Origin of the sequence: Draconibacterium orientale, assembly GCF_900111425.1 — a bacterium.
In the GTDB taxonomy this organism is placed as follows: Bacteria; Bacteroidota; Bacteroidia; order Bacteroidales; family Prolixibacteraceae; genus Draconibacterium; species Draconibacterium orientale.
Map to the genome: position 1 here is coordinate 35651 of NZ_FOHT01000015.1, position 15431 is coordinate 51081.

Below are 15431 nucleotides of genomic sequence, written 5' to 3' on the forward strand. Positions count from 1 at the left end.
TGAATTCCATTTGCTGATTTAAAAGTTTATTTCCAATCCCAATATATACTTGCGCGTTACCGGATACAGTGTTCCGCCATATCCTTCAATTCCCACTTCAGGATCCATTCCCGAAAAGTTGCTTAATGTCCACAGGTTTTCGCCACTTAACTTTAGTTCGGCCCGGTTTAATCCCACTTTTTGAACCAAAGTGCCTGGTAAGGTGTATGATAAACTCAGGTAATTCAGGCGAAGGTAACTTCCATCCTCCAAATAACGCGACGATGGTTTGTTCGACAACTTGTTACCCAATAACACCGGCCGTGGATGTGTGGCAATATCGCCCGGTTTTTCCCAACGACTCCAACCGTCGGGTAATTTTATGGCGTTGTAGGTGGGATAAGCGCCGTCGTTATCCAGCGACTCTCGTAACAAATGATATATTTTATTGCCATAAACAAAGTTAAAACTGGCATCCAATTTAAACTGTTTGTAAACGAAGGTATTCATAAAACCTCCAAAAAATTTAGGCGACGAGCTATCCATATTTTGTAGCGTTGCCTCACTGTATTTCGATGTTTTCTCAATGATTTTCGTGCCATCTGCGGCGGTGGTAACTTTTTCCCATAAAGGATTACCGTTCGATGGATCAACTCCGGCCCACTTTCGCATGTACCAGGTGTTAATGTCCCAGCCTTCGCGAATGATTTTATTGCCCATCGAAATGTCTTTCCCGTCGTTTAACCTCAGCACTTTGTTTTTATTAAAACTCATATTAAGGCTGGTATTCCATAAAAACGGAGACGACTTTACAATTTCGGTTTCCAGGCTGAATTCCAGTCCGCGGTTTTGAATGGAGCCCACATTATCGGTAAACCAATAAAAGCCGGTTACCAATGGCAGCGGAACATCTTGCAGCAGGTTGTCTGTCCGTTTATCATAGGCATCAACGGTTACGTTTACCCGATCGAATAATCGCGTATCAACCCCGAAGTTGAAGTTTTTATTCGATTCCCAGGTAAGGTCGGGATTGGGCAGCCTGCGCGGAAATCCTCCCGGTTCGCCATTGTATTGAACGGTCATGTTATAAAGCCCCAGCGCCACGTAATCGGCAATATTGGCATTTCCTACCGAGCCATAACTAAGGCGGAGTTTCAAATTATTTACCCACCCCACCGATTGCATAAAATTCTCTTTCGTAACAACCCACGACGTACCCACCGAATAAAAATCACCGAATCGTTGGTTGGAGCCAAATCTCGACGATCCGTCGCGGCGGTACGAAAGCTGCATCATGTACTTGTTTTTGTACACGTATTGCACATTCGACAATATGGATAAAAAGGCCGATTTTGACTTACTTCCACCAATTGATTTTGACTCCGACGCTCCGTTCAGAATTTCAAGCGACGGATAAATTCCTTTTCCTTCGCCGTTCATTCCATCAATGTACGATTGCGTATATTCGTATGCCACAATACCAAATACCGAGTGATCGGTATTTTCTTTGTTAAAACGCAACACATTACTGGTCGATAAATCACGTACATATCCATAAGCGTTATACAGAATTCCGGAATCGGCTTGTCCATCCGCCGTGCGCGAATCAGCCAGTTGTTCACCTCGCGATGTTCTTGTTTTTATCCGGTTATTCGAAACGAAAGTCAGCCAATCGGTGAGTTTATATTCCACACCCACATCGTTCATGTACTGCATGCTCCGGCTTGCAATGTAGTTGTATTGCATGTCGTATAAGGGATTCCCCTGATTTCGACTATACCACTTCACTCCGTCAACTTCTGTTCGGCCAACTTTTACTGTGCCATCGCTGAAATAAGGATTATCCCACGGAAGCAGCACATACGAGCCAAACACCAAATCGTTTTCGTTATTGAAGCTATTTTGGTATATCCCTTCCACTTTCAAAATTAACTTTAGTTTATCCGAAGCTTTATAGTCGAGGTTTACGCGACCCGAAAACCGTTCCCATTGGTGCCCGCGCGCAGCTCCTTCTTCGTTAAAATAGCCGAAACTGGTGTACAACATTGTTTTTTCATTCCCGCCGCTGTACGATAAATTATAATCGTGAACTATGCCGTTTTGAAAGGCGATATCCTGCCAATCGACTCCATTTATCACGCTTTCAGAATTAGCCGGAGGAAACTGCCCCGGCAATTTATCGCCATCCATCGACATTACGTAATCGTACAACTCCTGTCCATTCATCAGGGTGAGGTTACCTTGGTTTACCCGTGTAATTCCGGTACTGGTTTTCAGGTTGAAACTCGATGTGTTTATTTTCCCGGTTTTTGTGCGCACCATGATCACACCGTTTGATGCCCGCGATCCGTACAAGGCCGCTGCTGCTGCATCTTTCAGCACTGAAACCGATTCAATATCGTTGGGATTTATATCCGGCGAAGCAGGCCCAAAAATTACACCATCAACCACCCACAACGGTTCGTTGGTGTAGTTTATCGATCCCTCGCCACGTATGCGCAGGCCGGGTTTTTCGCCGGGTGTTCCTGAAGAATTGGCAACCAACACTCCTGTTGCTTCACCCTGCAATTTAGTTAGCAAATGCGGACTGGTTACATTCGCCAATTGTTGCTGGTTAAATGCCTGAACTGAGCCCGTAAGCGAAGATGCCGACTGGGTGCCGTAAGCTACAACTATTACCTCATCAATATTGCGGCTCAACGGGTTCATGGTAACAATTAAAAAATCCTGATCGCCATAGGCCAAAGCCTGGCTTTCCAATCCAATAAACGAGAATTCGAGAATTGCCGGTTCTTCAGCTATGTTTAGTTGAAAATTACCTTCAGCATCAGTAACTGTGCCCAATATGGTTCCGCGAATGACAACGGCAACTCCGGGCAGTGCTTGCCCCAATCTGTCAACAACTTTTCCTTCAACAAGTATTCTGTCGCTTTTAATTTCTGAATCATCGACCGGAAACAAAATTACGAGCTGGTCTTTTATGGTATAATCCACATTCTGCCCCTCGAAAAGAAGTTCTACAACTTCGTTTATGCTTTGGTTTTGAATGTTTAGATTTACTTTTCGCTCAACATCCATTAAATTATTGTTGTAGAGGAAATAATATTGATTTTGATTTTCAATTTCCAGTAAAGCTTCCTTAATGCTAACATCAACCAGATTTAGGCTAATGCGCGAGTTCTGCGAATTAGCCGTTATGGAAATAAACGAGAGGGCCAGTAATGTTGCTACAAAAATTACCAGTTTCATAACCTAATACACTTTAAAAAAATGGTATCAACAGGCAACACCTGTGAATCTGCATTTTTTATTACTTTTGGCGTGAATTAGATTCAATCAAATTTAATACCTGAGGGCAATTCAGGTAAGCTTGCACAGGGAAGAGCTCAAATCTTCCCTGTGTTTTTTTTCTTAAAACTTAAAAACTATTTCTCCTTATTGTTGCGCTCCTTTCAATATGATTTTTCTCTTTGAATAAATACCATTCGAATCTTTCGAGGCCGGAAGTATGGAGTATTCAATGGGCGATGAGATACTTAAATAGCTAAGAACCTGGTCGATTGATCCGTTAATGAATGTTCCGGTAAAGATCAATTCATTTAAATCATCTTCAGCAAGTTCAATATCCACATTGTACCAATTTTCGAGTTTTTGTACTACCGTTTCAATTCCATCCTCAAAAAATACAAGTTTACCCTCTTTCCAGGCATTGTATTTATTCAAACTCTTTTCTTTTTGAATTACGATATTATCTTTTTCGTTATTGTAAATTGCCACTTCGTTTGGTGATAACGAAACCAGGGTGCTCTTATCGTCGGAATTTGCTTTAAGAAGACTTACTTTCCCTTCTTTAAGTGCAACGGTTAACTCCGGAGCATTTTCGTAGGCCGAAATATTAAAAGCCGTTCCCAGCACTTTCACATCAAGCGCCGATGTTTGCACAATAAATGGTTTCGCTGCATTTTTCGTCACCTCCAAAAAGGCTTCACCTACCAGTTCAATACGTCTTTCTTTCAAATTGTCGAAAGAGTTTGGATAGTGCAGACGGCTTCCGGAATTTAACCAAACTTTGGTACCATCAGCCAGTTCTAACTGTGTTTGTGTACCATAGGAAGTTGATATATCCTGATATACAACATGCTCCTTCCCGGCTGATGAAACATACGTATATAACGACGAGATGGCAATGGACACCAATAATACCGCGGCTACCTGGCGTGCAATAATCAACCACCGTTTCTTCGATCCGGAAAATGAAATTCGCTCTTTTGTTTTTAGCAACGAAGCTTCCACGTCGATAGCGTCACCAACAACCAAATCTTCCGACTTTTTCCAAAGTTGCTGATAAGCCTCGTATTCACGGGCATTCTCTTCCGATTCTGAAATCCACTTCTCGAGCTGCAATTTCTCCTCATCGCTTAAAGCACCAAAAACGGATTTCGAGAGCAGGTATTCGCTATTTTTATTCGTACCAGACATTAATTTAAATTGATTCCTTAAAATAGAGGCATCCAGCGTGTGCCCTTACATCAAATTTTAATTGAGTTAAGGCACACTGCAAATCTTAAGCTCCTAAATAATAGCTCAAAATTATAATTCTTAAGCTGAATACTTCTGTTAGCACAGGTATTTTTTCGGTGCTGCTTATCCTACGTTTAACTGTCCTTCCGAGTTGGCCTTACCCAGGTTGTGTACTTTTGTTGTTCCACCGCCCTTTAAGGTTAACTCAATTGGTTTATTTGTTTTCCAGGCACCGCGCGTAAAATCAGGAATGTCAATTGGCTTGGAACCATTTGCAATCGACCATTCGCTTAACGGAGTAATACACGACCATGTTGCTGCATCATAAACATCCATATCCATAGGCAAACCATTACGCAAACAGTCGATTAAACGCCAGTCCATAAGGAAGTCCATTCCTCCATGACCTCCAACTTGTTTTGCCATGGTACCAATTCGTTTTACAATTTCAGGTGTGTACTTTTCTTCCAACTCCTTCATTTTTGCCTCATCAGCTACGTTATGACCAAATGCAATGTGTTGCAGAGGCCATTTCTGTGCAAAACACTTTGTTCCACTCAACATGTGAATGCGTGAGTATGGGCGCGGCGATGAAATATCATGCTGAATCATGATTGTGCGCCCTTTCACGGTACGAATCATCTGCATATCCATATTACCACGCATTTCTACGCCTACAAACTGCTGTAAATCCGGACGATCGGGCGCTAATTCTTTTATGCGGTTTTTTAAAGTAAAATCGTCCGATATCATTGCCGTAAGGTAATCCAAACGGTCGCCCCTGTTAATATCCATTGCCTGGCAAATTGGGCCTAAACCATGAGTTGGGTAAACGTTTGCTTTGCGCGTGTTTTCGTGCAGACGCCATAATTTATCGTAAGCTCCGTCGCCACGTGGTTTATCGTCTTGTGGTTTGTTAAAGTGCCAGTAATCCAAATCATGAATGTAAGCCCCTTCGCCGTGCACCAGGTCGCCAAACACACCCTGCCGTGCCATGTTTAAGGTTAACAGCTCAAAGAAATCGTAACAACAATTTTCAAGAATTACACAGTGTTTTTGGGTTTGTTCCGAAACTTCAACCATTTCCCAACATTCGTCCATCGTTTTTGCGGTAGAAACTTCTACTGCGGCATGATTTCCGCCACGCATGGCTGCCAAAGCAACAGGTACGTGCCACTCCCAGGGGGTTGCAATGTAAACAAGGTCAACCAGTCCGCTATCGCACAGTTCTTTAAACGCGGTATCGCTTCCTGTAAATTCTTTTGCTTTAGGCAAACCGGATTTTGCCAATGAAGCCTGCGCACCATCAATGGCTGCCTGACGAGTGTCGCAAAGGGCAGTAACTTCAACTCCATCAATAAAACCCATACGATCAACTGCTCCAATGCCCCTGTCGCCAATCCCTACAAAACCAATTCGTACTTTATCCAGTTTTGGTGCGGCATAACCACACATGTTAAAGTTCATTGCCGGAACATGCTCAGCCGATTTGCGGATAAATTTAACCTGTTCTTTTTCACTAACACTTGCCGAGGCCATTAGTGGTGTACTGGCAACAACACCTGCTCCAAGGCCAATATTTTTTAAAAATGTTCTACGATTTGTACTCATTTTATTCGTTAATTTTAGTTTTCGTACCTGTTTTGATTTATTGACGAATACTTTCCACTTCTACCCTACACTGAAATGCAGAATATGTTAAGAAAGAAACAGCGATTACCGGATGTAAAAACAAACTGGCAGCCCAAACAGCAAAAAAGTATTCACCTCTCTTTCAATACTTACACCCGACCAAAAGGGTTACAAAATATGTTTAAGGCACACAATATTTACAGGGGTTTGATTTTAAAATATTTCGACAGAAAGTTATAATTTCCCCGTTTTGCATGTAACCCACTGCTGAAACAACGGGTTATTTTCAGAACATTTCGATGGATACATTTTATACTTCCTGAAAGGATTAACAACAAAAAAAGCGCAGCAAGTTGAAACCTACTGCGCTTTAATCTATTGATTATTTTTTAATCTTATTTTACTTCTTCAAAAATAACCATATATGATTATCAGCATCTTAAGAACCAATGGTACAAATATGACACAAAATAACCATCTATTTTTCTACGCCACATCGGTATCATTTCCGTTCTCAATAAAACAAAAATACTTAAGAAATACCGGATTGTCATCATTTTAGTTTTAAATGATTTTATTTCGTTGATGAATATTTTGAAATAAAATTCTGGGATCTGATGCAAAAGTCAAGCTTTACTTACATGCAATAATTTTTAAGAAGAGAAATTAACTTATTACGGTCAAAAGGTTTGGCAATATACCCATCGCAGCGTGCATTACGGACTTTATCCTCATCGCCGGATGCAGCATGGGCCGTTACGGCAATAATGGGTAGTTCAGGTCGGAATTCCCTAATCTTTTTAGTCGCTTCCAATCCATCCATTACCGGCATTTTAATATCCATTAATACCACATCGATTTCCAGATGTGTTCTACACTTTTCGATAGCTTCTTTTCCATTACTTGCCAATAAAGTTTCAATCCCTTCCATCTCAATGATTGTTCTTAAATACAGGCGGTTTACCTCATCGTCTTCAACAATAAGTATAATCGGGGTAACTTTTTTATAATTACCAATACGTGTCGTTTTCGACTCAGTTTCCATTAATTGATCACCAGGCAAAGTAAAAAGCACCTTTGTTCCCTTACTTTCAACTGATTTAATCGATATTTGCCCTCCTAGTAATTCGACTAACCCTTTTGCGATTGATAGGCCTAAACCACTCCCTTCGTAACCTCTGGAAATCCGTGTATCTCCCTGAACAAAATCCCTAAAAACAGTATTTAAAACCACTGTATCGATGCCAACACCAGTATCTTCAACAAAAAATTCAAGTTCATTTTGTTTTAAGTTGCACCCAAAACTTACTGTTCCTTCATGAGTAAATTTGAAAGCATTATCCAATAAATGAATCAGTATTTTATTCAGTTTTTCCTCATCTGTAATCATCTCAAAATCAGAAGAGAGCTTATCCATGTTAAATATAAGGTCCTTTTTCTGCCCATAACTTTCAAAACGTTCATATATATCTGAAAGTAATTTGTTTATCGACACGGAATTCTTTTGGATTGTAACGTTCCCAGAAGTTATCAAAGAAATATCCATGTAGGCAGTGATGGTATCAATTAAGCGATTACTGCTTTTCTGTAAGATATTATAATATGTTTCTTTTTCCTGTTGAGAGATTCCATCCTGCACCACCATTTCTCCGAATCCAAGAATCGCATTTAAAGGTGTTCTTACTTCGTGAGATATATTATTTAAAAAGGCAGATTTTAAACGATCAGCTGCCTGTGCATTCTCCTTTTCAGTTTTTAAATCTTCAATAAACTTTTTTCTTTCAATAGCAAGACTGATAGCTGGCGCGGCAAATTCAAGTAATTTTAAATCATCATAAGTCAGCATTCTCTCCCCCTCATAACTCTGAATAACCATTACTCCAATTGCTACATTTTGTTCGAAAAGCGGCACGCCTATCCAAACTTCAGGCGTTGGTCCAACCAGATCAACCTCTCCTTCATCGATTAACTTTAAAAGTGTATTTTTATCAATAATCTGCGATTGTTTTGTTCTTAAAACATAATTTGACAGCGTTTTACCTGCGGGAAAATCAATAATATCATCATCTTTGCTATCAAACATAAATATAGTAGAGAACATTTTTGTCTGTTCCTGATATAAGGAAACAAAAAAGTTTTTTGTGTTGATAATTGATGTGAGCTCAGTGTAAATGAGTTGAAAAAATTCGTCGAGACTTTGTTTGGAAACAATGGCATCAGAAATATTTATTAACACTTGTTGAATAATTTCCAACTTTTTCCGCTCTGTTATATCTTCCTTAATACCAACAAAATGCGTGATTTCTCCTGCTTTATTTACCAACGATGATATACTTGATCTTACCCAATAGAGTTCACCATTTTTCTTTTTGTTTTGAAATTCGCTATGCCACTCCTTTCCTGACAAAATAGTATTCCACAGTTCTTTGTAAAAAGATTCAGGTTGCTTTCCGGATTTCAGTATTCTTGAATTCATACCAACCACCTCGTCAAAGGTATAGCCTGTAATTTTTGTGAATTGCGGATTTACATATTCAATATTCCCTTTTACATCAGTTATAGATATACTAACAGGACTTTGAATAACAGCCCGTGAAAGTTTCCGCAACTCATCCTGCGCAGCTTTACGTTTCGATATATCCCGGGAAACACCCAATATACCTATGGGCTTCAATTCTGAATCGGTTGAAATAGTTAACTTGATTTCTGCCCAGATGGTGGAGCCATCTTTTTTGAACATTTCTAATTCCAACATCTGTGGCTCAATGAATAAATTCTCTTTCCGTTTTATTTCAGGCAGCATCCTATTTATTGCTGCTTTTACAACTTGTAATGATGAAATAGTAAGAACATCCGATAATTTTTGCTTCAGTACTTCTTCAGGCGTAAATCCACGGAAACTATATACTGCCGGACTGATGTATGTGTAATTCAAATCAAAATCAAGTGTAAAAATTACATCTCCTGAATTTTCTGCCAAAAGTCGGTATTTAGCTTCGCTTTCAATCAACGCTTTTTGTTTGCGTTGCAATTCGCAATTTTGAAATGCTCCGGTTATAAGGGATGGGAGCCGGTTGAGGTAATTTTCTCGTTTCACAAAATAGTCGCTCGCACCTATTTTTAATGCCTGAACAGCAACTTCTTCATTACCATGTCCGGTAACAATCAGGATAGGGATATTAAGTTTTTGTTCCTGCCTGATCTCTTTAATTAGTTCAAGGGCATTCATCCCCGGAAGGCGATAATCCATAAGAATCACCTGATATATTTCTTTGCCCGGAGTTTTACTTGTTTTTGAAAGGAGTTCAAGGGCCTTCTCCCCATCCGGGACATTTGTAATTTTGATGTATGGGGCATAGCGTGCGAGATGGCGTCTTGTTAAATCCACATCTGTCAGATCATGTTCAATATACAACACATGAATAATCCCTGATTCGCGTTCTTTAAATTGTCGATGATTCTCGAGGGCAAACTTTACGGAATGGGGAACTTTATCTGTGTAACCAGGCTTTTTTACGGTGTAGTCGTCAGCACCTGCTTTTAATGCAGCTGTAGCAACTTCTTCATCTCCGGATCCGGTAAGCATAGCGACTGCAATATCAAATGCTTTTTCCCTGATTTCCATTAAAATGTCCATCCCGTTACCATCTGGTAACTGCATATCAAGCAATGCAACATCAAAATTGGAATCTCGATTAAGAATTTTTCGAGCGTCTTTTATGGAATAAACATGTTCGATTACACATTCGGGCCAGCTTTTTTTCAAGACACGAGAAGTGAGATCTGTATCGGAGGCATTGTCTTCTAGTAATAAAAATCTCATTATAGACAGTTTTATTCGTCAACTTTATTCAGCACCCGCCAGTACAATTCAATTTGTTTTGCTACATCTAAGAATTTTTCAAAATCAACAGGTTTTACAATATAAGAATTAGCACCAAGTTGGTAAGCATCGCGTACATCAGTCGATTCTGAAGAAGTGGTTAAGACAACAATTGGTATAGTTTTTAATCGTGGGTGCGTTTTTAGTTCCTTAAGAACTTCAAGTCCATTCACCTTTGGCATCTTCAAATCCAACAAGATAACAACAGGGCGAGGTTCTCCCTTTTCCCATTTTTCAATAAAATCCAAGGCTTCTTCACCATCTCGGGCAGTTAGAATAGGATTATCAAGCTTCTGTGATTTAAACGCCCTAAGAGTTAGGTCTAAGTCTACCGGATTGTCTTCTACAATCAAAATGGGTTGTTGATGGCTTCTTTTATTCATGATATAATATTAATTAGGTAGTTCAACAAAAAAGGTTGCTCCTTCACCGAGAGAGCTTTCAGCCCATACCTTTCCATTCATCCGCTGTACCGCCTTAGCAACCATTGCCAGCCCAATGCCCGTTCCCGGAAAATCTTCAGACCGGTGCAGTCTTTGAAATATTTCAAATATACGATTGTGGTATTTCATATCAAAACCAACACCATTGTCCTTTACACTAATAATCCCAAACGCGTTCTTCTTTTCCCAATTTATCTCTATTCTAGGCTTCGGTTTATCTCGTGTAAATTTAATGGCATTCTCCAACAGATTTCTTAATACAATAGAAAGTCCTCTGGAATCGGTTACGATGTGTACTTGATGAATGTTCAATTCAACAGTAATTCCTCCATTTTTAATTTCATCACTCAAATCGGAGACCAGCGTTTTTAACAACGATCTTAATTCAATTCTTTCAGATTTTAAATTACTCCTTTCCAACCGGGAATATGCAAGCAGGTCTTCGATGAGTTGGTTCATATGAAGCGTTGAACTTCGAATTGTTTTAATAAAATGGGATGCCTCTTCATTCAGGCTGTTTCCATATTCATTTAGCAGTAGTTTACTGTAACCATCAATTCCGCGCAGTGGCGCTTTTAGATCGTGGGAAACAGAATAAGTAAATGTTTCCAGTTCTTTGTTTGCTATTTGTAGTTGTTCTGTACGACGTTTTACACGGTCTTCCAGCTCGGTGTACAACTTTATATTCTCAATTGTACGAGCAGCTGCATCTGCTAGGGTTTGCAATAATTGCAACTCGGTTTCAGTGGGGATATACCTTTCTTTCCAGTAGTTACCTATAGCTCCAATCGGTTCACTGATATTGACTGGGACCATAGCCAGGCTTTTCACAAAAGTGGGGCTGTACAAATCTTTCGGAATTCGATCGTCGGTAAAAATATCGTTAATAACAACTGGCTTTTTATTTTCTATCACCCATCCACTAATGCACGTATTTATGGGAAACTTTTTCCCTTTCCAGAGTGGTTGAATGGCATCCTCATTCACGTAAAAACACTGATCACCCTCACGGAAAACAAGTGTGGCCCCGTCAGCCCCAATAAGTTTTCTGGCCGATTTAGCCACGATATCCTCAACATCGTCAAGTAATTGTGCTGAAGATAACAGTTGAATCGAATCAACTAATATCTCAAGTCTTTGGTTCAGTTTTTTGATTTCTTCTTCTTTATTTTTCTGTTCTGTTATATCGATTAGGGTACCACGCACCTTTAAACCCTGGCCATTTTCAGATCGTTCAATAACACGACCGTGTACTAATAACCAACGGATTGAATTGTCGGGGAAAACTACACGAAAATCGAAACTGTAATCGTCAGAGCCACCCGATGCCACAGCATTCATAATAAAATCATTCGAATATTCCCTATCATCGTGATGAGTCGCATTAAGAAAAGTGGTTATGTCCCATTTATCCTGCCAGTGAAGCCCATACAATTTGTCGTGGTTTTGGGATCGCGACATGGTATTGGTGATAAAATCATATTCCCACACTGCAATATTCGCCCTGTCGGTGGCTAATCGCAAGCGTTCTTCACTTTCAGCCAATTCCATTTCTGCAATTTTTCGTTCGGTTATATCAACAATTATTCCAACAAAATATTGAAATCTATTGATTGAGTCATGAATAGGCGACACGGTAAGTTGTGCCCATATTGTTTGCCCATCCTTTTTAATGTACCTTTTTTCGGTTCTGTAAACACCAATTTCACCTGTCATCATTTTTTTTGCCTGAGAAAAGTCTCTCGCTTTGTCATCTGGATGAGTGATATCGGCGAAAGTAAGTTGTTGGAGTTTTTCCTCAGGGTACCCGATCATTTCACAGAAGGTTCGGTTTGCCATAAGAAACTTAAATCCTTTATCTGCCATCACCATACCGCTTGCTCCGTCTTCGTACAATTTCCTGAAACGGGCTTCGCTTTCCTTTAATTTTTCTTCTGTCTTCTTTCGTTTGGCATCGGTAAACAATTGCGATATCAAATTTGTGGCAGCACTCAAGAACGATTTTTCGTCTGTTTCCCATTTTCGGATAGGTCCTCGATGTTCAACTGATAAAACACCAATAAGCTGTCCATCCTGTTGAATGGCTGAATCTAGTAAGGATGTAATTTGCAAAGGAATAAAATAATTTTTGTTCAATCCCCTCGTACGACTATCGTTTTGTGCATCTTCTGCATCAATCTGACTATCATTTCGAAGCGCTTCAAAATAGGAGGAGATGTCAGCTGTCTCCAAAACTTCAATTTGCGAATCAGAACCAAATGCGGCGTCATACAACATTCGGCGTTGTAATTTTGTATTATCATCGGAAAGAAGCCAGACACTTACTCTGTCAACCTGCATAATCTGCGCAAGTTTAGATGTAATAATTTTCAGTGCATCATCAACGTCACGATTGAAAACAGATTCTTCAAAAGTTAACCTGGCAATCAGGTTTCGTTGCATTTTTGCACGTTCCGCGCTTTTCCGGTTCAATTCTTCCGCCAGTTTGCGTTCAGTAATATCCACAAAGGTAACTGCGCATTGTTTTGGTCCGGCCTTAAATGCGGAAACGGAATAATAATACCCTAATAGTTCCGAGCCTTGTTCAAACTGAATTGCTTCACCCGTTATAGCAACCTTGGAGTATGTTCCAATCCAATCAGCGTCATCTTTTTCAATGCCTGGCAGAACTTCTGTAAGCTTACTTCCAATAGCATTTCTCAATTTTAAACCTGTTGTCTCTTCAAATCCTTCATTTGCAGCTGCTACAATAAGATCAATCGGAATCCCTTGTTTATTTTGACAGACTTCGAAAAGGACAAAACCAGCATTCATGTTTTCAAAAAGGGAACGATACCGCTTTTCACTTTCCTTAAGGGCTTCTTCAGCCTCCATCCTATTAGTCACATCATTTGCCAGTACCAATCTGGCCGGGATATTTTCAAAATCAATCAGGTGAGAGACTATTTCGACAGAAATTATTTCACCATTCTTTTTCCGATGTTGCCAAATACCTGCCTTATTATAACTTTTATAAGTATCAGCTACATCTTCCAACAACAAGCCAACCTCTTCTTCCGGTCTTATATCCCTAATTGTCATTGATTTAAACTCAGCTTCAGAATAACCATAATGAAGAATAGCAGCTTCATTTACTTCCATAAAGGCAAGAGTTTCTAAATTATATATCCACATGGGTAATGGGTTGTTATTGAAAAGATAGCGGTATTTCTTTTCACTTAACTTCAATTCTTCTTCTGCCTGCTTTTGTTCTGAAATATCCTCTACACTGGACCAAATGTATTTCTCTCCTGCTCTTTCAATAATCTGTCCCTTTAAACGTACGGGCACCAGGTTCCCGTTTTTGTGAATGTATTCCTTTTCATATGGTCCGTACCGTCCGGTTTTTTCCAAAAGTTTAAGTTGTTCCTGTTCCTTGAGATTGTATTTTTCAGGTGTAATATCCCAATAAGTTAATTGTTTTGTTTCTTCCACAGTACGCCCTATTATTATCGCATAAGCCGGATTGATATCTACCAATTTGCCATCCATTCCGGTTAAAGCCAAACCAATTACCGATTGTTCAAACAAAGTCCGGTTATATGCCTGACTATCTATTAACGCTTGTTCTGATTTTTTATATTCAGTAATAACTTCTGAAAAAAGAATAATTCCTCCAATTTCCATATCGTTCCTGAACCAGGGGCGTATTTCCCATCGTATCCAGTCCATTTCTCCATTAGTCCTTGGAAAAGGGTCATTATCAGCCGATATAATTTCTCCCTTTAAAGCACGTTTATGAATTTCCTTCCAACGTTCTGGTATTTCAGGAAAAACTTCGTAATGCGACAGACCAACTATGTTCCGATCTCCTAAATTATAGTCTGTGAGAAAACGACGGCTGGCTATCAGGTAACACATATTGTTATCAAACATAGCAATGGATGCAGGTGAGTACTCAACAAAAAGTCTCAAAGTACGTTCGCTTGTTTTAACAGCCTCGTTTAGTTGCATTTGTTCCAGCTTCTGAAAGGATATTTCGCTGATCATCTGAGTCATATTCAGTAAAAAATCCATTGCTGCGATTACCTTATCTTTGGATAGAACAGGTACTTCACTGATGGATTTGAGGTAATTTTCTTCATCGAATCCATACTTTTGGGCTTGTTTCTTAAAATATTCCTTATCCGGCTCCTCAAAAAAGAATTGACCTGAAAACAAATTTGCAATATGCTCATTACCAATCACGATGGGCACAGATACATCAACCAAGCCATTTAAACATTGGTAGAAATGATAACTTTCGTTCTTGCCCATTTTACTGGCTAAGGTGGTATCACTTATTGTGCACTTTTTCGAGGTTTCGGGATTCACCCGGTGAAACGCTGTACAAGCTTGTCTCCAACCAGATTTCGATAAAATATTTCCATCAAGGTCTAAAATGGCAGTCACAAATCCGGTTGATTTATTAAAGCCTTCAAGCAGTATATCCACTTTTTCGAAGTCGATTAGATCTAAAATTTTAGTTTTCATTATTAGCTATCTCCCTTTGTTCGTTGAATATGATTAAGAACAACCATCCAGTTTTTTCATGAACGTTTATACTACGATACCAATCTATTGAATGGGTCAACTTAATTTCTGCAATAAAGGTATTGCCCCATGTTTATTTCTTTAAAACATAAACGGCTCTTGACCATACCGTTATGTTATGTTCCTTTCCACCAAAATCTTGTTGCATAATCAACAAGGTCCTAACACCAACAGATTATTGACTTTGCAATTATGAGCAACATTCTATATCCAATGGTCTACGTTTGTAATTTCTTTGATTCCACAATTGTAATGATCAAGTTGTTCCCGAATCGAAAAATTTACCCAATAATTTACTAAGTAAACTATCAGTTATTAAAAGTAATAAAAGAATAAAAAAAACTGATATTGAATTGAAACTAACGTTTCTGTCAGATTGGCATTCCAATCAATAGTTGTTC

General features: G+C 39.4%; 6 protein-coding genes. All 6 read right to left on the reverse strand.

The features are described from left to right. Positions 1–18: 18 nt before the first annotated feature. The 6 genes from BMW53_RS09750 to BMW53_RS20640 all read right to left on the reverse strand — a co-directional run bounded on the left by BMW53_RS09750 (position 19) and on the right by BMW53_RS20640 (position 14970). The gene (locus tag BMW53_RS09750; RefSeq protein ID WP_051567572.1) at positions 19–3228 is read right to left on the reverse strand and encodes a SusC/RagA family TonB-linked outer membrane protein; all 3210 of its coding nucleotides are present in this window, start codon (positions 3226–3228) and stop codon (positions 19–21) included. 186 nt (positions 3229–3414) lie between these two features. Then, the gene (locus tag BMW53_RS09755) at positions 3415–4458 is read right to left on the reverse strand and encodes a FecR family protein (protein ID WP_038555625.1); all 1044 of its coding nucleotides are present in this window, start codon (positions 4456–4458) and stop codon (positions 3415–3417) included. Positions 4459–4623: 165 nt separating this feature from the next. Then, positions 4624–6111 (reverse strand): Gfo/Idh/MocA family protein, encoded by a 1488-nt coding sequence (locus BMW53_RS09760; RefSeq protein WP_038555628.1) that lies wholly within the window; start codon positions 6109–6111, stop codon positions 4624–4626. A 658-nt stretch (positions 6112–6769) separates the two neighbouring features. Continuing rightward, positions 6770–9955, reverse strand: coding sequence for a response regulator (locus BMW53_RS09770; protein WP_074780587.1), 3186 nt, complete (start codon positions 9953–9955; stop codon positions 6770–6772). Between the two features lie 11 nt (positions 9956–9966). Next, positions 9967–10398, reverse strand: coding sequence for a response regulator (locus tag BMW53_RS09775; RefSeq protein ID WP_038555636.1), 432 nt, complete (start codon positions 10396–10398; stop codon positions 9967–9969). A gap of 9 nt (positions 10399–10407) precedes the next feature. Next, the gene (locus BMW53_RS20640) at positions 10408–14970 is read right to left on the reverse strand and encodes a PAS domain S-box protein (RefSeq protein ID WP_051567573.1); all 4563 of its coding nucleotides are present in this window, start codon (positions 14968–14970) and stop codon (positions 10408–10410) included. Between the last annotated feature and the right edge of the window lie 461 nt (positions 14971–15431).

Bases quoted from the DNA above. Each gene is read 5' to 3' on its own strand.
- BMW53_RS09760 (WP_038555628.1), bottom strand. From the start codon at position 6,111: ATGAGTACAAATCGTAGAACATTTTTAAAAAATATTGGCCTTGGAGCA.
- BMW53_RS09770 (WP_074780587.1), bottom strand. From the start codon at position 9,955: ATGAGATTTTTATTACTAGAAGACAATGCCTCCGATACAGATCTCACT.
- BMW53_RS20640 (WP_051567573.1), bottom strand. From the start codon at position 14,970: ATGAAAACTAAAATTTTAGATCTAATCGACTTCGAAAAAGTGGATATA.
- BMW53_RS09775 (WP_038555636.1), bottom strand. From the start codon at position 10,398: ATGAATAAAAGAAGCCATCAACAACCCATTTTGATTGTAGAAGACAAT.
- BMW53_RS09755 (WP_038555625.1), bottom strand. From the start codon at position 4,458: ATGTCTGGTACGAATAAAAATAGCGAATACCTGCTCTCGAAATCCGTT.
- BMW53_RS09750 (WP_051567572.1), bottom strand. From the start codon at position 3,228: ATGAAACTGGTAATTTTTGTAGCAACATTACTGGCCCTCTCGTTTATT.